The 22,302-nt window shown below is 67.5% G+C and carries 19 protein-coding genes and 1 pseudogene; 10 read left to right on the forward strand and 10 right to left on the reverse strand.

Going from position 1 to position 22,302, the window contains the following annotated elements:
• Positions 1-62 precede the first annotated feature (62 nt).
• Complete coding sequence (locus JZ791_RS12310) at positions 63-647, reverse strand: TetR/AcrR family transcriptional regulator (protein WP_216894383.1); 585 nt, start codon at positions 645-647, stop codon at positions 63-65.
• A gap of 109 nt (positions 648-756) precedes the next feature.
• On the opposite strand from JZ791_RS12310, the gene JZ791_RS12315 reads away from it, so the two are divergent.
• The 4 genes from JZ791_RS12315 to JZ791_RS12330 all read left to right on the forward strand — a co-directional run bounded on the left by JZ791_RS12315 (position 757) and on the right by JZ791_RS12330 (position 6,127).
• Positions 757-1,677: an SDR family NAD(P)-dependent oxidoreductase gene (locus JZ791_RS12315; protein WP_216894384.1), complete on the forward strand. Its 921-nt coding sequence runs from the start codon at positions 757-759 to the stop codon at positions 1,675-1,677.
• Between the two features lie 646 nt (positions 1,678-2,323).
• Positions 2,324-3,529 carry a cytochrome P450 family protein gene (locus tag JZ791_RS12320; protein WP_216894385.1) on the forward strand — a complete coding sequence of 402 codons (1,206 nt, stop codon included), beginning with the start codon at positions 2,324-2,326 and terminating at the stop codon, positions 3,527-3,529.
• 436 nt (positions 3,530-3,965) lie between these two features.
• Entirely contained in the window at positions 3,966-5,609 is a 1,644-nt protein-coding gene (locus tag JZ791_RS12325; protein ID WP_216894386.1) for a flavin-containing monooxygenase, read from the forward strand.
• 314 nt (positions 5,610-5,923) lie between these two features.
• On the forward strand, positions 5,924-6,127 hold the full coding sequence (locus JZ791_RS12330; RefSeq protein WP_030517997.1) for a cold-shock protein: 204 nt from the start codon (positions 5,924-5,926) through the stop codon (positions 6,125-6,127).
• A 136-nt stretch (positions 6,128-6,263) separates the two neighbouring features.
• On the opposite strand, the gene JZ791_RS12335 is transcribed toward JZ791_RS12330, so the two are convergent.
• Both JZ791_RS12335 and JZ791_RS47175 read right to left on the reverse strand, forming a co-directional pair.
• Positions 6,264-7,091, reverse strand: coding sequence for a COG4705 family protein (locus JZ791_RS12335; RefSeq protein WP_254205610.1), 828 nt, complete (start codon positions 7,089-7,091; stop codon positions 6,264-6,266).
• Between the two features lie 428 nt (positions 7,092-7,519).
• Positions 7,520-7,654 (reverse strand): annotated as a pseudogene (locus JZ791_RS47175) (hypothetical protein); the annotation flags it as partial.
• A 187-nt stretch (positions 7,655-7,841) separates the two neighbouring features.
• On the opposite strand from JZ791_RS47175, the gene JZ791_RS12345 reads away from it, so the two are divergent.
• The 3 genes from JZ791_RS12345 (at position 7,842) to JZ791_RS12355 (ending at position 9,791) form a co-directional block, all read left to right on the forward strand.
• Positions 7,842-8,537, forward strand: a complete 696-nt coding sequence (locus JZ791_RS12345) for an isocitrate lyase/phosphoenolpyruvate mutase family protein (RefSeq protein ID WP_216894387.1) — start codon at positions 7,842-7,844, stop codon at positions 8,535-8,537.
• A gap of 295 nt (positions 8,538-8,832) precedes the next feature.
• The gene (locus tag JZ791_RS12350) at positions 8,833-9,597 is read left to right on the forward strand and encodes a COG4280 domain-containing protein (protein ID WP_216894388.1); all 765 of its coding nucleotides are present in this window, start codon (positions 8,833-8,835) and stop codon (positions 9,595-9,597) included.
• Positions 9,594-9,791 (forward strand): hypothetical protein, encoded by a 198-nt coding sequence (locus JZ791_RS12355; protein ID WP_216894389.1) that lies wholly within the window; start codon positions 9,594-9,596, stop codon positions 9,789-9,791. The genes JZ791_RS12350 and JZ791_RS12355 overlap by 4 nt, the downstream gene beginning before the upstream one ends.
• Before the next feature lie 41 nt (positions 9,792-9,832).
• On the opposite strand, the gene JZ791_RS12360 is transcribed toward JZ791_RS12355, so the two are convergent.
• Entirely contained in the window at positions 9,833-10,291 is a 459-nt protein-coding gene (locus JZ791_RS12360; protein WP_216894390.1) for a winged helix-turn-helix transcriptional regulator, read from the reverse strand.
• A gap of 83 nt (positions 10,292-10,374) precedes the next feature.
• Between JZ791_RS12360 and JZ791_RS12365 the strand changes: the two genes are divergently transcribed.
• Complete coding sequence (locus tag JZ791_RS12365) at positions 10,375-11,589, forward strand: MFS transporter (protein WP_254205611.1); 1,215 nt, start codon at positions 10,375-10,377, stop codon at positions 11,587-11,589.
• A gap of 99 nt (positions 11,590-11,688) precedes the next feature.
• On the opposite strand, the gene JZ791_RS12370 is transcribed toward JZ791_RS12365, so the two are convergent.
• From JZ791_RS12370 to JZ791_RS12380, 3 genes are all read right to left on the reverse strand, one after another.
• Complete coding sequence (locus tag JZ791_RS12370; protein ID WP_216894391.1) at positions 11,689-13,674, reverse strand: hypothetical protein; 1,986 nt, start codon at positions 13,672-13,674, stop codon at positions 11,689-11,691.
• Positions 13,675-13,864: 190 nt separating this feature from the next.
• Complete coding sequence (locus JZ791_RS12375; protein ID WP_216894392.1) at positions 13,865-16,528, reverse strand: DUF7824 domain-containing protein; 2,664 nt, start codon at positions 16,526-16,528, stop codon at positions 13,865-13,867.
• Positions 16,525-17,949 (reverse strand): SWIM zinc finger family protein, encoded by a 1,425-nt coding sequence (locus JZ791_RS12380; protein WP_216894393.1) that lies wholly within the window; start codon positions 17,947-17,949, stop codon positions 16,525-16,527. The genes JZ791_RS12375 and JZ791_RS12380 overlap by 4 nt, the downstream gene beginning before the upstream one ends.
• A gap of 610 nt (positions 17,950-18,559) precedes the next feature.
• Between JZ791_RS12380 and JZ791_RS12385 the strand changes: the two genes are divergently transcribed.
• A complete protein-coding gene (locus tag JZ791_RS12385) occupies positions 18,560-19,336 on the forward strand; it encodes a DUF1206 domain-containing protein (protein WP_254205612.1) in 777 nt (258 codons plus the stop codon).
• A gap of 40 nt (positions 19,337-19,376) precedes the next feature.
• Here JZ791_RS12385 and JZ791_RS12390 read toward each other — a convergent pair whose 3' ends face one another.
• A complete protein-coding gene (locus JZ791_RS12390; RefSeq protein WP_216894395.1) occupies positions 19,377-20,537 on the reverse strand; it encodes a trans-sulfuration enzyme family protein in 1,161 nt (386 codons plus the stop codon).
• Positions 20,538-20,597: 60 nt separating this feature from the next.
• On the opposite strand from JZ791_RS12390, the gene JZ791_RS12395 reads away from it, so the two are divergent.
• Entirely contained in the window at positions 20,598-21,104 is a 507-nt protein-coding gene (locus JZ791_RS12395) for an Lrp/AsnC family transcriptional regulator (RefSeq protein WP_216894396.1), read from the forward strand.
• A gap of 208 nt (positions 21,105-21,312) precedes the next feature.
• On the opposite strand, the gene JZ791_RS12400 is transcribed toward JZ791_RS12395, so the two are convergent.
• A complete protein-coding gene (locus JZ791_RS12400; RefSeq protein WP_216894397.1) occupies positions 21,313-21,549 on the reverse strand; it encodes a hypothetical protein in 237 nt (78 codons plus the stop codon).
• A gap of 162 nt (positions 21,550-21,711) precedes the next feature.
• Positions 21,712-22,302: helix-turn-helix domain-containing protein (locus JZ791_RS12405; RefSeq protein ID WP_216894398.1), on the reverse strand; the 591-nt coding region annotated here is incomplete at its 5' end.

The following is a 22,302-nucleotide window of genomic DNA, read 5'->3' on the forward strand; positions in this document are numbered from 1 at the left end:
ACTTCACGGCCGGAATATTGTCGGCGGGTAGCGTTGGTTGAGACCTTCCCGGTTCGACGGCACTACGGCTGCCGATGGGCCGACATCATCCGGATGAGCAGGTCGATGAGTTGATGGCGGTCGGCGTGCCACTTCTCGGTGGGCAGGTGGCCGCTGATATCGAGATCGGTGAGGCCGTGGGCCGCCGCCATGAGCACGCCGGCGGTGGGCTGGGCGTTGGCCGAGCCGACGGATCGGGCCACCAGCGTAAGGAAAACGTCCTGTGCCCGCGATGCCGCCTCGGTGGCGGCTGCGTGCGCCGTTCCGGCTGGCTGCGCGAACATCAACCGGTACAGGTGCGGCCGGGCGCGACCGAGATCGGACAGCGCCTCGAGTGCGGTGCGCAGCGCCGATTCGGCGGACAACCGGTCGTCGGCGGCGATGACGTCCAGGGCTTCCGCGACGCCGTCCCATGCCTCGGCGGCCAGGGCCATCAGCAACGTCTCCTTGTCGGCGAAATGCCGATACGGCGCGGTCCGGGAAACGCCTGCGCGACGTCCCACCTCGCGGAGCGTGACGGCGCCGGGACCGCCGAGGTCGAGCAGGTCCGACGCCGCGTCGAGCAGGTCCTGCCGGGTGTGCGCCGCGCTCTCGGCTCGTATCGTCACCAGGCAAAGATATCAGTTGACAATGTCCACTAAATACTCGTATAAATTGAGGTGACGGTGTCAACTGAAATCGGGTCGAGCGGTGGCCCACGACCGAGAGGGAGAGACCATGTACACGCTGGTAATGACCGGTGCGACCAGGGGCATCGGACGAGTCGCGATCGAGGAGATCCTGCGCACCGACCCCGACCTGCACGTGGTCGCACTCGTCAGGGCCCACGGAAGGACCGAATTCACCGAGGCCCTGGCCGAATTCGAGCAGCGCACCACGATCCTCGACGCGGATCTGGCAAGCATCGGCAGCATCCGAGCGGCCACCGCCGAGATCACCCGAGCACTCGAGGACGGCGCGTTACCACCGCTGCGCGGCATCGCCGCGAACGCGGGCCTGCAGTTCGTGGACGCCCTGCACGAGACGACCGACGGGTTCGAGACGACCTTCGCCGTCAACGTCCTCGCGAACCATCTGCTGCTGCGGGGGCTCGAATCGCACCTCCGGGCGCCGTCGCGGATCGTGATCACCGTGAGCGACACCCACTTCGGGGATTTTCGGCACACCGGCGGGATGGTCCCGGCGCCGCGGTGGGCGGCCCCCTCGACATTGTCGCGGCCGGGCGCCTTCGAGAACCCGGCCACGGTCGCCGCCGGCCGGACGGCGTACTCCACAAGCAAACTCGCGGCGATCTACCTGGTGCACGAGTGGGCGCGCCGACTCCCCGACGGCCAGGACATCGTCTCCTACAACCCGTCGCTCGTGCCCGGCACCGGGCTGGCCCGGGCGGCAAGCGCGCGCGACCGCTTCGTGAACCGGTGGCTCCTGCCCGCTCTCGCGATCACCCCGATCGTCGACCGGGCGCCCGCCGCCGGTCGCAAACTGGCGGACGCGATCCTCGGCCGCACGCCGGCGCCCTCGGGCGCCTACATCGACCGGACCCGGATGGTGCCGTCGTCCGACGAGTCCTACGACGCCGACCGCGAACACGAGTTGTGGGACTTCCTCGACGAACAGTTCACGCGATCAATTGCGTAGCAGCCGACACTGTCTTCGTCGCGAGTCACAGTCCCCAGTTCTGGTGCGACGACGATTGGATACGTTGCTGGACAGCATGTTTGATAGTTATCTGGTTGTTGCGTCGCGTTGGTCGTCGTCGGCTGTATATGCGCGAATGGTGTCGCCTATCGGCGGTATCTGTTGTCACGAAAGAGGGTTGGTGTGTCCGTGTTGGGGAGGGTGGTCGGTATCGGCTCGACGTGACGATGTGACATCCTTATAGGGCTGGCGAGCGAGCTTCACCACCCGGCGCATCACCGCCCCAGCAATCCTCTCGGCGGCAGGCTCTTTCACGAGCGGGTATAGCCTGTTCCTCGCAGCTCAACTTGTGGCAGATACGCCGCGGCACCTCATTTTTCTGCTCCAGCAACTGGTTGCGGAGGTACAGTTCGTGCGATGCAGGGGGATGCGCGCGAATTCATCGGCAGCCTGTAATTGCGACCAGCTATCGTGTCCGGTTCGCTGGACGCGTTGGAGTGCAACACTTTCCGGTACTGTTCCTTGGCATGCCCACACAACGAATGCTCGGCCGTTCCGAAGCAGGCAGAGAGGCAGGCAACGCGGCACCTCGAGCGGGGGGCATGCGGTGAGCGATACAGGACCAGGTGTGCGGGGTGAATCCCCGATGGCGTATGGATCCTCGGTATCCGCCGACTCGCATGTCCGGCTGGATGTCCCCGCGTTCGCGGCCGATCCGCACCGTGTCTACGCAGGGATGCGGCGGCACGGCCCGTTGGTACCGGTCGAGCTTTCTCCGGGTGTGCCGGCGACGCTCGTGATCGGCTACCAGGTGGCCGTGGAGATCCTCAACGACGAGCAGCATTTCCCTGCCGATTCCCGTCGATGGGAGAAGAACGCTTCGCCGGACTGCCCCCTGGTGCCGATGCTGGGTTACCGGCAGAATGCGCTGCGCACCGCGGGTGCGGAGCACAAGCGGTACCGGCGCACCATCATCGCCGCGTTGGAAACCGTCGACCTGCACAGGGTGCACGACGCGGTGGCGCGGGCCGCCGAGGCGTTGATCAACAGTTTCTGCGAGCGCGGTACCGCTGACCTGCGGACGGACTACGCGTTTCCGTTGACCTTCCGGGTCCTGAGCGAACTGATGGGTTTTCCCGAAGATGCCGCGGCCGCGGCTTATCAGGGGATGGCCGCGATGCTGGAGGGCGTCGGCGCCGAGGAGGGGCAGCAGCGTTTCGTCGAGGCTCTGATCGAAGTTGTCCAGCAGAAGCAGGCCGCGCCGGGCGACGATCTGACCTCGGAGCTGCTGAGGCATCCGGACGGGCTCGATCTGATGGAGATGGTGAATCAGGCGGCGCTGCTGTTCTCGATGGGCACGGAGCCGGCCTGCAATCTTATCCTCAACGCGTTGCTGCTGTTGATGACCGACGAACAATACGCCGGTGAGATCCTCAGCGGCACCATGGATACCCGGGATGCCATCGATGCCGTGCTGTTCGAGGATCCGCCGCTGGCGAACTGGTGTGTGAGCTACCCCAGACAGCCGCAACTCGTCGGCGATGTGTGGCTGCCGGCCGATCAACCGGTAGTGGTCAGCTTGGCCGCGTGCAACAACGATCCCGTCGTGGGTGGTGACCGCAGAGGCAACCGGTCGCACCTGGCGTGGGGCGCCGGTCCGCACGCCTGCCCGGCCCAGCCCCTCGCTCTGACGATCGCCTCGCAGGGCATCGATCTGCTGCTCGATGCCCTGCCGGACATCCGTCCGCAAATACCTGTGCGGCAACTGGATTGGAGGCTGGGGCAGTTCCACCGCGCCTTGGCGGCACTACCGGTTCGGTTCCCGGCCTGCCCGCCGATGCGTCTCGCCTGATGGGCGACGCGATAGACTCTCAGCTGGCGGATTCACCTGTCGCGCAGAGGCAGCCGTGGTGACGGCATCGGCAGATCCTCCTATCCTGCAACGACATCCGGTCGACCTGTGTGCGTCGCTGATGTCAGGCAACGGACCTGACGGAGGTTGTGTGGAACCACGCACGCGCGCAAGGATATTCCGTTAATCTATAGCCTGTACTTGTCTGGGAGATTGCTGCTCGGTGAGTTCATCCGCGCACCGATGAGCTCGTGACATCAACCGAGTCGCGGCAGCACGAGGGAGGGGGGTGAGGACTTCTGCGGCATCATCGTCCGCGGCATCCGACCTCGCGCCCAGCTTTTCCCTGGGCCAGATCACTGTCGGTTCGGCCCATGGTCGAGCCGAGCCGCTGTCCAGGCGTCTCACGGCAACTCATCGAAAGGCGGGCCCCACGATGACATCGACCTCGGAGCACTCCGAATTCCCGACCGGGCAGGAAGCTCGCGAGATCGACGCGGTCGTCGTCGGAGCCGGATTCGCCGGTCTCCACATGCTGCACAAGCTGCGCGAACTCGGACTCTCGGTACAGGTATACGAAGCCGGCGACGGACTCGGCGGCACGTGGTTCTGGAACCGCTATCCGGGCGCACGCGTCGATGTGAAGAGCATGTACTACAACTACTCCTTCGACCCGGAACTCGAACAGGAGTGGGAGTGGACGGAGAAGTATCCGCCGCAGCCGGAGCTGCTCCGCTACATCAACCACGTCGCCGATCGTTTCGATCTGCGTAAGGACGTGCGGTTGCGGACCCGCGTCACCGCTGCGGTCTACGACGAGTCCGCCGCGCGGTGGCGGATCACGACCGATCGGGGTGAGGTCGTCTCGGCGCGGTTCGCGATCATGGCGACAGGCTGTCTGTCGGTGCCGAAGATGGTGGAGATTCCGGGCATCGAGACCTTCCGGGGCCGCAGCTTCCACACCGGTCACTGGCCCGAGCGGGAGGTGGACTTCACCGGCCGGCGGGTCGCGGTGATCGGGACCGGTTCCTCTGGGGTGCAGGTCATCCCGCTCATCGCCCGAACGGCCGAGAAGCTCACCGTGTTCCAGCGGACTCCGAACTATGTTCTCCCCGCACGCAATCACGCCATCGATCCCGAATTCCAGCGCGGGATCAAGTCTCGCTACCGCGATGTGCGCAAGGCCAACCGGGAATCGGGCTTCGGCATCGCGCAACCCGAGGCCACCAAGGGGGCGCTCGAGGTGAGCGAACAGGAGCGAAATGCCTTCTATCGCAAGGTATGGGCGGACAAAGACAGCGAACTCGTCAGCATGATGGTCGGATTCACCGACACTCTCTCCGACGAAGCCTCCAACGAGACCGCCGCCCAGTTCATCCGCGACCGGATCGCCGAGATCGTGGCGGATCCGGCTGTCGCCCAGCTACTTCAGCCCGCCGGCTTCTTCGGTGTCAAGCGCCCGGTCCTGGGGACGGATTACTACGAGACCTTCAATCGTCCTAATGTCCGGCTCGTGGACGTCTCCACGACCCCGCTCGCCGAGATCACCGCGTCAGGACTCGCGACGACGCAGGAGAGTTTCGAGTTCGACGACATCATCTACGCCACCGGATACGACGCGATGACCGGTGCGCTGGACGCGATCGACATTCGTGGCCGGGATGGTGCGTCGCTGCGGGAGAAGTGGGCCGCCGGGCCTGTCACCTACCTCGGCCTCACCGCGGCGGGCTTTCCGAACCTCTTCACGATCACCGGCCCGGGTAGCCCATCGGTCCTGTCGAACATGATGGTGTCCATCGAGCAGCACGTCGACTGGGTGGCAGACGCGATCGATACGATGCGGACCAGGGGAGTCAAGGCCATGGAGGCCGAGACCGACGCGGAGCAGGCGTGGACTCGGCACGTCGGCGAAGCAGGCGATATGACGCTTTATCCGAAGGTGGACTCCTGGTACGTGGGGTCGAATGTGCCCGGCAAACCGAGGGTGATGTACGCGTACATCGGCGGCGTCGGAGCATATCGCGAAAAATGCGACCAGGTCGCCGCCGACGACTACGACGGGTTCACCCTGACACAGTGACCGAGCGAGAGCGGTGAGGCCGACGAACCATCCAGCGGCGCAATCAATCTCAGAATCACCCCAGCCGCTCGAGTACCTGGCCTCACCGATTCACTGATATTGGTGGCAGTGGGCGCACACATTCTCGCTGCGGCACAGCCGGCGAGGGTTTCTCGTCCCACGCCATCGGCACTGCGAACGCTCGGGATCACGGTCACCGGCGCGCCGTTGCCCGCCCCCGACTGTGCCTGCCGGGGCGGGTGTGGCAGGATAGGTGTCGAGCACGGGTTGTTGCAGTGATCGCCCGGCTCGCTACAGGAAGTCATAAAAAGTACATGTCACAAGGCAGTGTGAAGTGGTTCAACGGCGAAAAGGGCTTCGGATTCATCGCGCAGGACGGCGGCGGACCGGATGTTTTCGTCCACTACTCCGAGATTTCCGGCTCGGGCTTCAAGTCCCTTGATGAGGGCCAGCGTGTCGAGTTCGAGATCGGCCAAGGCCAGAAGGGCCCGCAGGCCCAGAGCGTCCGCGCCATCTAGGAGCCGATGAGAACAGAGACCCGCGCGGATCGCGCGGGTTTCTTGCTTTCTCGGGCCGGATCCCCCTACGCGATGTCGTCGCTGAGGTGGGCCTTCGGGGGCGCGGGCCGGGACACGGCCCCGTCGGGTGCTTCGGTCACCGCCGCGGCGCGGGGTCCTCGTGGTGCGAGCCGCTTGTTCGGATTGTCTGCTGCACATCGGATTTGGTGATCGCCAAGTAGGCCACCAGGGCGAGGATGAGCAGGCCGAATACGGCCACGACCGGTCCGTCGCCGATGCCGAGGCCGCTGGTGTCAGTAGGTTTGCCGAGCCAGTCCGCGACCGAGGCGCCAAGGGGGCGGGTCAGGACGTAGGCGGTCCAGAAGCACAGGATCGGGTTCCATCCCAGCCAGCGGTAACCGGCCGCAGGGATCAGGATCGCGACGGCGAACAGGGCCGCGGAGGTGGCGTAGCCCAGATGCAGTGTGTAGGCGGTGAAGTCGCCCAGGGCGGTGCCCATGGCGAAGGTCGCCATGACCGCAGCCCAGTAGAAGAGTTCGCGTCGTGTGGTGTCGACGGCATGGATGGACAGGGTGTGCTCGGTGCGATACCAAACGATGAACACCGCGGCCAGGGCCACCGCGTAGAAGGCGGTGGAGATCGGGTAGGGGACGCCGAGGACTACGTGCATCACATCGGCGGCCATGGTGCCGAAGACACCGACCCCCACGACCGCGAGCCAGTAGGTCCACGCGTTGTAGCGGCCCACGCGCAGCTGCAGCACGAGGGCCGCGGCGAAGACAACGAAGCCCAGGACGACGGCAATCTGCGGGTCGATACTGGTGACCAGGTAGTCGGAGGTGGATTCGCCCATGGCGGTGGACAATCCCTTGACGATCCAGAACGCCGCGGTGATCTCGGGTACGCGCAGCGCGCCGATGCGGGTCAGTGCGGACGAACTCGGTCTGCCGGATGGGGTGCTCAACGGGTCACCTTTGCGAATGAGAGGGGCGGACACGGCGGTAAACACCGCCCCGGCGCCGGGGAAGGGTGTCGAGAGATGGGGGTGGACAGCGGGTTTCGAGGGCGCGCGGCGGGCATCACGGCGCTGGCGGACATGGACTCTCGACACTATCCCCGACCGGCACTGAGAGCACGCTGAGAGCCTCCCGAACCCAGCGCCGCGGATCCCTCGGGGTTCCGGACGATCCCACGCCCGCGCATCCGGACATCGCGGGTCATCAACCGCCCGGACCGTGTCGTGCAGGGCGCCGACGACGATCGATTCCGGTTACGTGATCGCCGTGTGCGCTATTCCGAAGCGTGTCATGCGTTGGATCAGCCCAGTGCGGCAAGGAGATTCGTGAGGGTCTGGGTTTCGGTCGCCGGGTCCGGCATCGTGGCGCGCAGCGCGTTGATCCAGTCGGCGAAGGTTTCGCCGACTGTGGTGCACAGGACCTTGATGACCCAGAACCACATCGTGACCTCGGGTACCTTGCTCAGCATGCGCCGGGTCGTGCCGACCTCGGGCCCGGTCGTCTCAGTCATAGCCTGCGACCGTAGTGACCACTCGCTGTGGCAGCGCTGAGAATCGTTAGGCCGTCTCGGCTTGCTCGGCACTCTCAGTGTCTTCTCAGCGATGCGAGCGCAACCTTGGCAGACATTCTGATTGTCAGCCACCAGGACGGCGCCGGTTCCTCGAGCCGTGCGGCCGCGGATACGGAAGGCGGAGATCATGAGGTACGGCACTGGGTTGCGCGAGGAGATCATCCGGGACGGGGTCACCCCGTTGATCGGAATCTACGACATGTATTCGGCCTCGATCGCGGCGCAGCATTACGATGGAATGTTCGTGTCCGGCTTCGGTTTCGCGGCCTCCTATTACGGGTTGCCGGATATCGGGTTCATCGCGTGGCCCGACATGGTCGGGTTCGTGCAGCGATTACGTCTGGCGTTCCCGGACCAGCATCTGCTGGTCGACATCGACGACGGCTATGTCGATGTCGAGGTGGCGTGTCATGTCGTCGAGCAGTTGGAGGCGCTGGGTGCGTCGGCATTGGCGGCCACGGACGCCGATGTGCTGCTGATCGACGGCGTGCGCAGTGTCGAGTGGATCCGGAAGGTGCGTGGCGTGATCGGGTCGAAACCGTTGCTGTTCAACCAGATTGCCGGTGGCCTCTCGCCGCGGCTATCGTTGAGCGAACTGGAGGATCTCGGCGTCGATGTGGCGATCTATTCCACGCCGTGCCTGTTCGCGGCGCACACGGCGATGACCGAGATGCTGGTAAGGTTGCGCGCCGAGGACGGCCGCCTGGCCGATGTCGGCGACGGCGATGTCGGGGTGGCCACGTCGATCGCACTGCTGGAGGCGAACATCTCCCGCCGTCACCCCCGGCGGGCACCGCAACCGCTGACCGGCTCGCGGCGGTGATTCGGCTGCCGCGGGCGGCGTCGTTGGGGCTCGACCTGTACGGCACGGTCTGGCTGCTGATCTTCGGGTATCCGGCCGGGGCGTTACCCAAGAGTGCCAGGCTGATGTCGGGGACAACGGATCAGATCAACGACAATTTCCTGACCGCGGTCCCAGGTGCACGGCGCCTCGCCCGCCTCCGCGTGGGTGCGTGGAGTCCTGCCGCTGCTGTGGTGTGGCTATTCCACCGAACCATCGATCGAGGAGGTCGCATGAATACCCAACAGGATTCCGCTCACCGGGACGGCGGTGGCCGATGAACGGCGGCGGATACGCCCTGGCAGTCACGGTATTCCTGGCCTGCGCCGTGGAGGCGGTCGAGGCATTGACCATCGTGCTGGCCGCGGGCACCAGCCGCGGGTGGCGCTCAACTCTCCAGGGCATGGTGGCAGCCCTGGCGACACTGGCCGTCGTGGTCGCGGTCCTGGGTCCTGCCGTCCAGTTCGTCCCGTTGACCGTGCTGCGGGTGGTCGTGGGCGCGCTCCTGCTGACCTTCGGTCTGCAGTGGTTGCGCAAGGCAGTGTTGCGCGGGTCGGGATATAAGGCATTGCACGACGAAGCGGCCGCATACGAGAGGGAAATCGCCGCGGCCGCAACGGCGTCGACCGGTGGGCGCGGCAGCGTCCACGACTGGTACGCGTTCACGCTGTCGTTCAAGGGGATCTTCCTGGAGGGTCTCGAGGTGGTGTTCATCGTGGTGACCTTCGGCGCGAATCAGCACAATGTCCCGGTTGCCGCCCTGGGCGCCGCCCTCGCGGTGCTGGCTGTCGCCCTGCTCGGCGTGGCGGTCCGAGCGCCGCTGGCACGGGTGCCGGAGAACACCATGAAATTCGTCGTCGGGGTGATGCTCACCTCGTTCGGGATCTTCTGGTCCAGTGAGGGAGCCGGGGTGAGCTGGCCGCACGCGGACGCCGCGCTGCTGGTGCTGGTGCCCGCTGTGGCCGTGGTCGGGATCGCAACGGTGTTCCTACTCGGGCGGATTCGGGCCGCGGCGTTGCGGGCCGCGGAGGTATCCCAGTGAGCGCTCTCAAAGCCTTTTTCGCGTTCTGGTACGACTTCATCATCGGCGATGACTGGGTCGCCGCGCTCGGTGTGGTGATCGGGCTGGCGGCGACCGCCCTTCTCGTGCACCTCGGCGTGAACGCTTGGTGGCTGCTTCCAGCCCTGGTCGCCGTCGTATTCGGCATCTCGCTGCGGCGAGCGATCGCTTCCTGAGCCGGGATCGTCGACGACCGCGGTGTGCGAGGCTCGAGCCGCTACCGGTTCTTCTGTACGTGGGTGTTGCCGGTATCGAGGAGGGTGCCGTCGGCGCTGATCGGCGCGATTTCCGGGACGCGAGTGCCATGCTCGTCGACCAGGGTGGAGTGCTTCTCGCCCGGAGCGAAGGCATGGCGTTCGCCCCACTGCCGCAGGGTGAGGATGACCGGGAACAGGTCGCGGCCGGCGGCGGTGAGCACATATTCCTGACGTCGGCCCGACGCCGCGGTGCGCTGGGCGAGAAGCCCGTGAGCGATGAGCTTGTGCAGGCGATCGGTGAGGATGTTGCGGGCGATGCCGGTGCACCGCTGGAATTCGGTGAACGATCGCACACCGTCCATCGCATCGCGGATCACCAGCAGGCTCCACCTGTCGCCGACGAGGTCGAGCGCGCGAGCCGTGGGGCAGCCGGGATCGGTCCACTCGGGGTTCGGAGCGCGGACAGTGCTGCGCGACATGACACCTCCCGATGGGTTGCAGATTGCAACCATTATGCCGTACCGTCAAAACGGTTGCAATTTGCTACTGATTGAGGCCTGGAATGAACATGTGGCGACGGTTGCTGCTCGCGATGGTGTGCGGTGTCGCGGTGGCGAGCATCTATGCCGCGCAACCGGTTCTGGAGCCGATGGGGCGCGATCTCGGCCTGCCTCCCGGACTCACCGGATGGATCGTCTCGATCGCCCAATTCGGCTATCTGATAGGGCTGGTACTGCTGGTGCCGCTCGGCGATGTGGTGGCCGACAGGCGCCGACTCATCGCCGCGCACCTGGCGCTCACCGCGGTGGGCCTGATCCTGACGGCCTCGGCGCCGGCTGCCTGGCTGGCGTTCGCGGGGCTGGCAACGGCCGGACTGTTCGCGGTCGTGGTGCAGACCACCGTGGCCTACGCCGCGTCGGTCTCCCCGCCCGCCGAACGCGGACGCAACATCGGCGTCGTGACCTCGGGTGTGGTGGTCGGCATCCTCGGCGCCCGAGTCGTGACCGGCATGATCGCCGACGCGTGGGGATGGCGGAGCATCTACGTCGTGCTCGCGGTGCTGTCCCTCGGGCTGGCGGCCCTGGTCCCCGCCGTCCTTCCGGTGGAGGAGCGCTCTCGCCGGATCGCGGGATACCGCCGAGCCGTCGTCTCACTCGGCGAATTGTTCCGCCGGCGCACCTTCCTGACGCGCGGGCTCATCGCATTCTTCTTGTTCGCCTCGTTCGGAACCCTGTGGAACGGATATGCCCTGCCGCTAGCGGGCGCGCCGTGGCATCTGAGCGAGACTCGGATCGGACTGTTCGGCCTCGCCGGACTCGCCGGCGCAGTCGGCGCGGCACGCGCCGGACGGTGGGCCGATGCAGGACGGGCGCGCCTGGTCAGCGGCCTCGCCCTCGCCCTGCTCATCGGCTCGTGGGCGGCGATCGCGTACCTGCCGTGGTCCCTCTGGGTGCTCATCGTCGGAATCGTGGCGCTCGACTTCGCGGTCCAGGCCGTCCATGTGAGCAACCAGCACGTGCTCACCGCCTCATACCCGCAATACCTCAGCAGCGTCATCGGCGGCTACATGACCTTCTACTCCCTCGGCTCCGCCCTCGGCGCAGCCACCACCACCGCGGTCTTCGCCACCCACGGCTGGGTGGGCTCCAGCTTCCTCGGAGCCGGATTCGCCGCTTGCGCGCTGGCCGTCTGGGCGACCGACAAGCGAATCCCCCGCAGCGGCGCAAACCTTCACTCCGAGAATCCGGACACGCGCCGGACGCAGGAAGCCATGTAGGGCCACACGCCAGAACCAGACGCGCAGTCGCCGAACACGACGCTCGAAATGGGTGCGGTCGTCAGCTGCACAGAGCTTTGCGGAGCCTCTGATGCTGCGTCAGTGTGCCGGCATCCGGTCGGCGCCCCAGCTGGCTCGGATGTGCTCCATGACACGCCGCAATTCCTCGTCGTCGACCGATCCCGGATTTCCGGGTTCGAGCGGGTCGGAATGGAAGATGTAGAGGCGGGAGGCGAACTGCTCGAAAGGCAGCGATGCCTCACCGAACCGTTCGCCGTGCCCGGCGGTGCCCACGACCACTCCGTACCCCCAATCCTGACCGCTGTCGTTGTTGGGGTTGTAGAAGTAGACCCGCATGACGCCTTCGGGGTCGAGGGTGACCCGCAGCACGGTGATCGCATGCCAGCCGATGAAGCGCGCGGCGCTGTCGGTCACCGCGATCCCGGCTGGTTGCGGGTGGATCAGCGGAAGGTTGCCGTTGTGGAACGGGTGGTAGCTCGCGTAGAAGTCCCGCAGGAAATCGGTGAGGTCGATCAGCTTGCCGGTGGCCACGTCCACGTTGATGTGGAACCCCCGACCGGACCACCAGCCGTGGAACTCCGGGTTCACCCAGCGGTGCGGATCACCCTCGCGGCCCGCACACCGACGTCCCATCTCCGCGTAGATTCGATCCAGATGCGGGACCACCAGCAACGACACCGGATCCAGGTCCATCGGCAGGTGGGTCGCCACGCCGGAGACGCTGTCCCGGGAGGAGATCGGCTGCCCTTCGAAGTGCATGATTATCTCGTCGTCACGGGCAGTCCATACTACCGTCTGTAGCAGATAGTCGGGGTCGTTGGACGACCACATCGACAGCGCGCGAGCAGCTTGGCAGGTCGGGTTGTCGCCCTGCCCGACTCCGAGTGGTTGTCCCAGCACGCACAGCACACCCGACAGCAACCGGGCCCGCGGGTGGGGAGTGGGCCCGAACACCAGTTTCAGACGTTCCCGCGAGTATTCCGACGGGCGCGTCGAGAGCGCTCTCCACATCGCCGGCGCGACCGGCGGTTGATGCAGGATGCCACGTTCCAGCAGCAGGGCGAGGCCGTATATGCATTGCGCCGTTTCGATATGGACGGCTTCGTCGATCAGGGCGCGGACCAGATCGTGATAGCGCAGCAGGCATTCGATTCCGGTGCTGGACAATCCCAGCGCCTCGCTGATGAGGTAGTCCTCTTTCGCGAGCAGAAAGCGCAGCAGCACTACGTGATATGGCGAGACCAACCCGGTGTCGTGCATCGATCGGGCGAATCCTGTTGCCTCGAACCGCAATGCGCCGTCGTCCATGGTGTCCAGGCGAGCGCGGTAGACCTCGACGCCCGGATCCTCGCGACTGCCGTCGCTGGCGCCGTACAGACTGCTGATCAGCCGGTCCGCGCCCAGCGCGCTCACGCCCAGGTCGATGTCCGGATTACTGCGGGCGACGGCGATCTGGGTGATCATCTGCTTGATCTCGTCGACCTGGATGGGACGCTGGTGCAGGATGCGCCAGATCTCGTCGACCAGGTTTTCCAAGACGCTGTTGTACCCGATCTCTTCGACGATGTGGCGCAACAGGTCTCGCGCCATCCGAGGTGTCGCCCCCTGTAGAGTGCGTTCGGCCTCGTTCGGGGGCATGAACAACATCCTGAGATTGGCCGCCAGGACCAGGGAGAGATGGTCGCGGGCCTGCTCGGCGGTGACGAGCGGATGCGTGCGTTCGCCCGTGGCGACCGCGAGCAGCCGCAGATCGCTGACCACCTCCAGGACCGCGGTGTCGGCGTTGTCGCCGCGCAGCGAACTCGCGCTGAGCGCGGGGACCAGTATGTCCGGCCGCGCCCAGTCGGTGCCGAGAAACAACCCGGCGGTCTCCAGGCGATCAGCCCGGGTACGAACCGCCGGAACACCACCCGGGCACGACAGCACCCATCGCAACGCCTCGAAAACCTTCGGCAATTCGGCTTGCTTGCCGGAACCGTGCACCCTGGCAAGAGATTCGGCGGCGTCATCCAAGATGGCAAGACGCCTGTCCAGTGGTTGGCCGTCTGCGTCGAGTGAACCCACCCCGTGCCTCCGGAATCTCTTCGATGTGAATGCCGCTTCAACGCTGGACCGAAACAGCTCGCTGGGCCGTTCTACCCGAGTCGGTGAACTCCAAACCATCGCAACCGATTTCGCCGCTACGGCAAACCCGGAGCCGGGATCGCACCGGCTGTCACGACGTGGCGGTCGAAGTGAAGTTCTTCATGACCTTCTAGTGGGCGGCGCGGCTCAGTGCCGCCTCGAGCCGCCGTGCCTGCTTGATCAGCTGTGATGAGCCCTTGCGTGCCGCCAACTCGTCGACCCCCGGTATCGCGCCACGCGCCCCGGACCGCTCCGCGCAGTCGGCCGCGAGCGTGAGCAGGGCGCCGCCGGCGGGTGCCGGTTCTTGCGCCATGAGCCCGGGGAGGGCGCCGGAGAGTACCGCCCACACCGTGGCGTACGCGCCGGTGCGCGCCGCTTCCTGCAGCGCTGCCACGACCCGCTTCGGCTTGAGCCGGCGCAGGCCGGTCAACTCGGCGATATCCCGGCCGAGCCCTTCCGCGTCGAGTTGTCCGCGCGCGGCCAGCACGAGCATGGCGTCCACCGCGAACAGCTGTTCCTCGACGCGACGTGCCCCGAGCCCGTATGCCACCAGCAGATGGGTCGAGGGCCCGGCCGGCCCGCCCGACTCGGCCAGCGCGGGCAGTACGGGCACCGCGTGACCGAGGTGGTCGGAGTCGGCCAGGGCCGAGAAGGCCGACAGCATCCGCGCCGCGATGATCTCCCGATGCTGGGGCAAGACCGCCAGGGCCTGCGCAGAGCATTGTCCGCCGCCCCCGCACTTGCACGGATTACCGATGGGGTCGTGCGTGCCGAGCAGGGAGCGGAACGGTTCGGGATAGTCCTCATGTCCGGGAAGGGCATCGGTGCGCACGAGGACACCGGTGCGGGGGAGCGACTCGGTGTCCCGGGAGAGGACGGGATCGGGCAGGCCGTCCGTGGCGAGCCAGGCGGCCAGTCGTCGCCCTGCCGGGGAGGTGAGCCGGTCCGCCGTGACCCGTGCTTCGGGCGGCGCCTGCCGGTCCAGCCGCAGCAGGGCCTGGTCGAGGTCCGCCGGGGCGGGCTCGGTGCCCGAGTCCTCGTAGGTGGCGAGCCGGGCCACCAGTTCCGACGGGTCGATGGTCCCCGTCGACCAGGTGGGCGTGGCCAGCAGAAACGGCAAAGGGTCCCCCAGCTCCAGCCGCTCCCCGATCTCCGCCGCGCGCCTGAGGCAGACGGACCAGACCGCCGTGTGCGGGCACTGGTACTCCTGGGAGCGGAAACGCAGAGCTTTTACACCGGATTGGATGCCGAGTGCGCGCGTCTTGTCCTGTGCGGCCTTGCCCATGACGAACATGAGGACGGCCTCGAGCGCCTGCGCGAAGACGTTGTCGCTCAACCATGAGGCGGGCTGCTGGTAGGCCGCGACGACCGGTTCCAGGGCCGCACGCAGCCCCGTCGGGTCGGCGTGGGCGTAGACCACGAGGCTGTTCAGCGCCCGCTCCTCCTGCGCCGGAGTGCCCTTGCCGCGCAGCAGCGCGACGACCTCCTCGGCGAGCTCGGCGGGGGCGAGCGGTGTGGGATCCAGGCGCTCGGGATCCGGCACGGGCGGCAGCAGGTTCCTCTCCGCGACGGGCGGGTCGGCCTTCTCGGCGACCACGCCGCCAGCGAGCGCCTCGATCGCGCGTTCACGCAGGTCGGAGGGGAGCAGCTCGGCGCTCGCCGCCAGTTCGGCGAGGACGGCGTCGCCGGCGTGCTTGCGGTGGCGGACGGCCAGGGCGAGGGCCTTGTCCTGGAGGCTGTGGTCCTCGTGGCCGAAGACCTCGGCGGCCAGCGGCAGCAGCTCGTCGGTGAGGGATCGGTCGTGCCTGATCGCCTTGTCGAGCATGGCCAGCTGGGCGCGCACGATCTTCTTCTCGGGCCGGAACAGGGCCACCCGCGATGCCTCGACCAGGTGCTCGGTTTCCAGACGGCCCGCCTCGTCGAGTGCGGCCAGCGTCTCCTGGGCGCGGGCGGCCGTCAGCGAGTGCCCGTCGGAGAGCATCCGCACCCAGGTGAGGGTGTGCGCCGCACGCTCGTCCGCGGTCAGGTCCAGGGCGGTCAGCAGGGCGAGGAAGCCCTTCACGATGCCGAGCCGGCCGCCGCGCAGCAGCCGCGACAGACAGCCCTCGACCAGCATTTCCCGGCTGAGCAGCCCTTCCCGGGCGAGCCCCGCGAGCGCGTCGGGCCATCCGAGGTCGGTGTCCTGGAAGTCGGAGCCGGCCTCGTCCACCTCGAAGAGCCGGGGGACGGCCGCTGTCAGGAACGGATCATCCCGCAACCTTTCCATGATCGTCTTACCTCGCTCCAGGATGTCGCTCTCCCAGCCGAGGATGAAGGCGTCCGTCATGGGCGGCTCACAGCCGGTGATCAGCGACAGCCGCTTGATCAGCCCGTACTCCCAGCTGTCGACGGTGCGGCGTTGCGCCAGCCGGCGCGCTACCTCGTCCAGCCACTCGGGGGCGCGATCGCCCATGACGCCGACGGCAGCTCGGGGATCCTCGCGTGCGGCCCACCACAGATCGCGGCTCGTGAGCCATTGGGTCGCGGCCGCCGCGCCGGTGCAGCATCCCGTCCCTGCGAGCAGCAGGCCTTGGCGCACCGGCACGTTCCCCTCGCCGCGCCAGAGTTCCGGGGTGTCCTTGCGCCACTGCTCGAGCACCGCCAGCCCCTTGCGACGCTCGGCGTCGCTCAGGGCGCCGACCAGCGTGGGGATGTCCTGGACGCGGCACTCGCGTACCGCGTCGAGCAGGGCGCGGATGCCTTCGGCGGTCCCGTCGGGGATCCGGTAGTCCGGGAAGTCGTAGGTGTAGGTCATCGGGTGGCTCCGGTGGCAGTGTCGGTGTTGTCCTGGGCGGTGGTGCTCGTACAGGGGGTGGCCGCGCGGCGGGCGATTCGGACGGCGAGGGCGTGCTTGCACGGACCGCGTCCGCCGCGGTACTCGGCCCACCAGCGGCAGGTGCAGCTCAGCCGTCCTCCGGTGGATCTGACCCGGTGGCTGTGGTCCCCGACGGTGACGATGGCCGTCTCGCCGTCCAGGCGCACCGCGCCCGCCTCGACGAGGGCGCGGGCGGCGCGCAGCCGGGGATTGTCTCGCTCGGCCTGTCCGGTGTCGTACGGCAGCTCCCGATGGAAGTAGGCCGCCTCGGCCGTGTCGTAGCCGATGCGCCCGGCTGTGCCGAGGCGGGTGAGCGCGGCCCGGACCCGCTGTGGGGTCAGCCCGGACTGCGCGGCGAGGTCGGCGATGTCGACGGCGGGGTCCCATGCGAGCAGCACGGACACCAGGTCGGCGTCATCGGCCGACTCGTCCGCCGCCAGGGCGTCCAGGACGCTGCCCTCGCCGGAGAAGCCTCGTGTCGTGTCCGGGGACAGGGTGAGGGTCAGCCGCATCCCGGGCAGTCCGATCTCCCACGCGCTCGCCACTGGGCCGCTGCCCGCGGTGACGGCCGGGCCGTAGATCCGCAGCCCCGTCGCATGACGTAACACCCGGGTCAGCGCGGTCAGCCGCTCGGGCCCGGGCAGGCAGACCGCGCCGGGGACCGGCCGGGTGGTGGCGCGCAGCGAGCGGCCCGCCGGAACGACCCAGCGCACCGCCTTGGAGGCGCCGCGGGTGGTGCTGGGGCGTGGCAGCGCGCGCAGGAAACCCACGGCCTCGGCTGCCGGGAGTTCGGCGCGCAGGTCGAAGGCGGAAGCGATCACCTGGGTCTCAGCGAAGCCGCGCAGCCAGCGCCCGGGCAGCGGCACCTTCTTCTCCACCACCGGCCCCTCGAAGGTGGTGACGGTCATCTCGTCGGGCCCGACCTCCAGGCGCAGCGGATCGCTCGCCCCCACCCGGGCCAGGGCATCCTGGAGCGGGATGTTCACGTCGACGTTGGTCGTGCCGTGGCCGATATCGTCGCCGTCGAGGGCCTCGCCCAGCATGTCGAGCCGCGCGTACACCCCGCAGCAAGCCGAGAACGACTCGAACCTCAGCCGGTCCCCATCCCCGGTGACCACCGGGTCCCATGAGTAGTCCAGTTGCATCTGGTAGTAGCGGGCGGCGGCGATGTCCGCGACACACAACAGTCCGGCGGCGGCGACCTGGGGGTGGGTCAGGAAGCCGCGGAAGAAGCGCGGATGGGCTTCCTGCCCGGCCGGTGTGGCGCCGCCGGAGGTCTCCAAAGCGACTCTCCGCCCTTCTGCCGTGCTGTACACGGCAGAAGGGCGGAGATAGGTGTATGTCTGGGCCGAACTCGTCATGGCCGAGATGCTATGTGCCACCACTGACATGTACGGTAACGCTTCACTGGGGTGCGGGCCGCGGTTCGGACATCGACATCATGTCGAAGACCTCCCTCCACCGCGCCGACCGGCCCCATCAGCGCCCAGCTCGAATCCGCATGTCGAGCGTGAAACCAGCTCGCTACCAATGGATTACTCGTATCCGTTGTCGTAAGTCGATGTGCGGCAAATGTTCGGTCCTCGCGATCTGCAAATCGGCCAGCTGTACTAACGTATCTCGGCCCGCATACTGACTGGCGGAGAGTGCTGTTCGAGTCCCGCTGCGAACAGCATGGAGCGGTATCGGCCTTGACGGGCGGACTTCGTTGTGGCGCTCATTGTTTCGGGCACGATGTGTCGTAGTTGTGTCCGCCGTGCGTCATTCGTGTCGTTTCGGGTATGGCTCGCACAGTCGGCGCGTACGTGGCCGCCGCACGAGGACAGGGCAGAGCGGATGAGCTTCATCGGAAATCGAGGCGGATATCGTCGTCGTTATCGCGACGGTCGTGCGGAACGTGAGCGTCGTGGGGGTGGGTATCGGCGGTGGGGGCGGCGGAGTGTCGAGCGCAGAGGCGCGGCATCCGGTGGGTTGGAGACCGCTGCGCGGCTCGGATTCGTCGCGCGGGGGATCACGTACATCGTGGTCGGCGTGATCGGGGTCATGCTGGCGCTCGGCATCGCCCGGCACGAGCCCGAGCGAGCCGGGGCGCTGGAGGCCATCGCCACCAAGCCGCTGGGGTATCTGCTGTTGTGGATTCTGGTCATCGGGTTCGGCGCGCTGGCGGTGTGGCGTCTGGTGCAGGCCGCCTCGGGCCGGGCGTATCGGTCCGGTCGCGATCGACTCTTCGCGCTCGGCGCCGGAATCGGTTATGCCATCATCTTTTTCAGTACACTAATGTTCGTCGTGCACGGCCGGGCACCGGCCTCCGGCGATGCCACCGCCCGGGATCTGACCGCTCGGATATTGAGCCTGAGCGGAGGCCGGGTGATTCTCGTGTTGATCGGTCTGGCCATCGCTGCCGCCGGCATCGTGACGACACTGCGTGGTCTGCGGATCGAGTTCGTCGAGGATCTGCGGATGGGCTGGATGCGGCGCTCCACCCAGGACATGGTGGTGCTGCTCGGTCGCGTAGGTTACATCGCGCGTGGTCTGGTGGTCATCGGCATCGGAATCGCGGCCTTGTACGCGGCCGCCGACTACAACCCGGCCGACGCGAAGGGAGTCGACGGGGTGCTTCGCGAATTCGCCCAAACCGTCTTCGGCCCATGGCTTCTCATTCTGGTCGCCCTGGGATTGGTTGCCTTCGGGGTGTTCTCGTTCCTCGAGGCGCGGTGGCGACGAACCTACGGCGGCATCCCCGTGTGAGACACCCGCGGTGATGTGCCGATCCTCGGCGGGACCCCGGTTACCGGCCGGCTCGGCACAGTGCCTGGGCCAGATCGGCCCACAAATCCTCGACATCCTCCAGGCCGATCGATAGGCGCAGCAATCGGTCGCCGATTCCGGTGGCGGCTCGGATCTGTGGGTCCATGATGTGGTGCGACAGTGACGCGGGATGCTGGATCAGGCTGTCGACGCTGCCCAGGCTCACCGCCGGTGTGAACACCCGCACCGCCGCGACGACTGCGTGCGGGTCACCCGCGACCTCGATCGACACGATCGCTCCACCGCCGCTCATCTGGCCTCGGGGGCGGTCGGCCGTCCGGCCCGGGTAGTAGACCCGCGACACGGCCGGGTGGGTGGCGAGGCGGTCGGCGAGTTCGGCCGCTGTCGCCGCGGCGGCAGCCATCCGCACAGGCAGGGTGGCCAGGCCCCGCAGCAGCAGGTAGCCCGCCAGCGGATGCAACAACCCGCCCGTGGCGAAACGAATCTGCCGCAGGGTGCGAGCGTATTCCTCGGTGCACGCCACCACTCCGGCCATGACATCCCCGTGTCCGCCGAGGAACTTCGTGGCGCTGTGCAGCACGATCCGGGCGCCCCACTCGATCGGCCGCTGCGCGACCGGGGTGGCGAACGTGTTGTCCACCAGCAGCGGCACCTCGCCACATGCCTCGGTGAGCCGCCGCAGATCGACCTCGGTGAGCGTCGGGTTGGCCGGTGACTCGACGATCAACAGCCCGGTATCGGGCCGCACCGCCGCCGCGACCTCGTCCGGCGCCGCCCAGGTCACGGTCGTGCCCAGCAGTCCGGAGGCGAGCAGGTGGTCGCTGGTGCCGTACAGCGGCCGGATCGCGATCACATGGGGGCGCCCGGCCGCCACCGCCGCCAGCAAGCACGCCGACAACGCGGCCATACCGCTGCCGAACGCGACCGCGGCCTCGGCGCCCTCCAATTCGGCCAGCGCGGTCTCGAAGCGGGCGACGGTGGGGTTGCCCACCCGGCCGTAGACGGGCGGACCGTCGTCCAGCGCGCCTGTCCCGAGGACATCGAGCCGGGCGGCTTCGGCGCGGCTGTCGCGGGAGGGGTAGGTGGTGGACAGGTCCAGCGGCACGGCGTGCACACCGAGATCGGTCAGATCGTCCCGGCCGGCGTGCACCGCCCGGGTGCGTTGCGAGTATGTCGACATGCCTCTCACCGTGGCAGCGAGTTCGATTTCGCAGAGTATTCGCCGTCATATATTCGCTATATGACGGAAGATATACGCTTGGATTCGGTCGATGTCGCGATTTTACGGGCGTTGCAGAACGATGGTCGGATCGCGAACAAGGCGCTCGCCGCGATGGTGGGAGTGGCCCCGTCCACCTGTATGGAGCGCGTCGCCCGCTTGCGGCGAGCCGGGGTCATCGCCGGCTTCACGACCACGGTGGCACCCGAGGCGGTCGGCCGGACCGTGCAGGCCTTGCTCGCAGTACAGGTTCAGCCGCACTCGCGCCCGCTGGTGGACCCATTCGTCGTGCATGTGCTGGCCCAGCCGGAGACGATCGCGATGCATCACGTCACCGGCGCTCACGACTTCGTCGTGCATGTCGCGTGCCCGAGCACGAGCGAGCTGCAACGGCTCGTGCTGGACCAGTTCACCGCCCGGCGCGAGGTCGCCCGTGTGGAGACCCAGCTGATCTTCAGTACCTGGACCGGCGGCCCGATACTGCCGGCCGGCACCGTGACAGCTGGTCCTGGTGGCGTCAGGACGTGACCTCGGCCATCGGGGTGGCCAGGAAGGTCTCCGACGCGGTGGTGGGTCCAGCAGGATGTTCTGCGGCAACGTCCGGAGCCGCCCGCGTCCATCCGCGCGAAGTCCGCCCGCTCCGGCGGGATCTCGATGTCCCGCAGGAACTCTCGGCACGTGGCGTTACCGGCGGCGAGCGGCGGATCCGCGGCAGGGGATGGTTGCTCGCGCTGTGTCAGTCGATGGGCCCTCGGGCGGTCAGCACGGTTCTGAGCACGTGCTCGACCGCGGACTCGAACAGCGCACCCCGCAGCTCATTTCGTTCGGCGAGGTTGCGGGTGGCGAGGTCGAGCATCTGGTCGGGGGCGAGGCGGCGCACCACCAGGGCGGCAATGTCTTCCAGATCGAGATCGCTGTTCGCGTTGTCCAGTCTGGTCAGGGCGAACGCGACCAGGATTTCCTCATCGGTCATGCTCCGCCTCCGCCGTTCGCTCACGTGGCTACGCTGCTGGTAGCCAGCCTCAATGCTACGGTCTTCCTGCTTCGTGCACTGATCGCCTCGCGTTCAATCGCCGGCGGGTCGCCCGATGGGGTGAGGGCATGATCCGGTCGCCGTGGAGGTATATCGGCTGTTTCACCTGCGCTCATCGACGGCGACGACAGAGTCTTGCTCCGATGCCCGGACTCCCTCGGGAGGTTGCAGCAGTCGCAGGATCATCTCGACGGTGCGTTCGATCGGGCGCCGTCGGGCGGTGACGACGAAGGCGAGGGTGCGGGTCAGGACTGCGCCGAGCAGCATGTCGAATACGTCGTCCGGATCGACGTCCGGGTCGACGCTACCCGGCGGTGCAGCGGCCAGGATGTCCCGGAACTGCGGCCGGACCGAGACGCCCGGATAGGTCTCGGACGGGCCGGGCGGATCGGCGGTCTGCCGGTAGGCGAGCAGCCCCGCGGTGGCCGCCCGTGCGGCCGGAGCGTTGAAGGCGGCCATGTAGGCGCGGATGAATCGGCGCACATCGCGGCGTAGATCACCGGTGGGCTGGACGCTGACCGGGCTGAACCCGGGGAACGCGGCCTCCTCTATCAAGGCGATGCGCGACGGCCAGCGCCGGTAGATGGCCGAACCGTGCACGCCCGAGCGGGCGGCGACCGCCTGGACCGTCGTCGCCTCGAATCCGCGCTCGACGAGCAGCTCGCGCGTGGCCGCGAGCGTCCGCTCGTCGAT

Source organism: Nocardia alni, assembly GCF_019038435.1.
Taxonomy (GTDB): domain Bacteria; phylum Actinomycetota; class Actinomycetes; order Mycobacteriales; family Mycobacteriaceae; genus Nocardia; species Nocardia alni.

Excerpts from the sequence above, each read along its gene's own strand:
- JZ791_RS12315 (WP_216894384.1), top strand. The coding sequence starts at position 757 with ATGTACACGCTGGTAATGACCGGTGCGACCAGGGGCATCGGACGAGTC.
- JZ791_RS12320 (WP_216894385.1), top strand. The coding sequence starts at position 2,324 with ATGGCGTATGGATCCTCGGTATCCGCCGACTCGCATGTCCGGCTGGAT.
- JZ791_RS12325 (WP_216894386.1), top strand. The coding sequence starts at position 3,966 with ATGACATCGACCTCGGAGCACTCCGAATTCCCGACCGGGCAGGAAGCT.
- JZ791_RS12330 (WP_030517997.1), top strand. The coding sequence starts at position 5,924 with ATGTCACAAGGCAGTGTGAAGTGGTTCAACGGCGAAAAGGGCTTCGGA.
- JZ791_RS12345 (WP_216894387.1), top strand. The coding sequence starts at position 7,842 with ATGAGGTACGGCACTGGGTTGCGCGAGGAGATCATCCGGGACGGGGTC.
- JZ791_RS12350 (WP_216894388.1), top strand. The coding sequence starts at position 8,833 with ATGAACGGCGGCGGATACGCCCTGGCAGTCACGGTATTCCTGGCCTGC.
- JZ791_RS12360 (WP_216894390.1), bottom strand. The coding sequence starts at position 10,291 with ATGTCGCGCAGCACTGTCCGCGCTCCGAACCCCGAGTGGACCGATCCC.
- JZ791_RS12365 (WP_254205611.1), top strand. The coding sequence starts at position 10,375 with ATGAACATGTGGCGACGGTTGCTGCTCGCGATGGTGTGCGGTGTCGCG.
- JZ791_RS12375 (WP_216894392.1), bottom strand. The coding sequence starts at position 16,528 with ATGACCTACACCTACGACTTCCCGGACTACCGGATCCCCGACGGGACC.
- JZ791_RS12380 (WP_216894393.1), bottom strand. The coding sequence starts at position 17,949 with ATGACGAGTTCGGCCCAGACATACACCTATCTCCGCCCTTCTGCCGTG.
- JZ791_RS12390 (WP_216894395.1), bottom strand. The coding sequence starts at position 20,537 with ATGTCGACATACTCGCAACGCACCCGGGCGGTGCACGCCGGCCGGGAC.
- JZ791_RS12395 (WP_216894396.1), top strand. The coding sequence starts at position 20,598 with ATGACGGAAGATATACGCTTGGATTCGGTCGATGTCGCGATTTTACGG.
- JZ791_RS12400 (WP_216894397.1), bottom strand. The coding sequence starts at position 21,549 with ATGACCGATGAGGAAATCCTGGTCGCGTTCGCCCTGACCAGACTGGAC.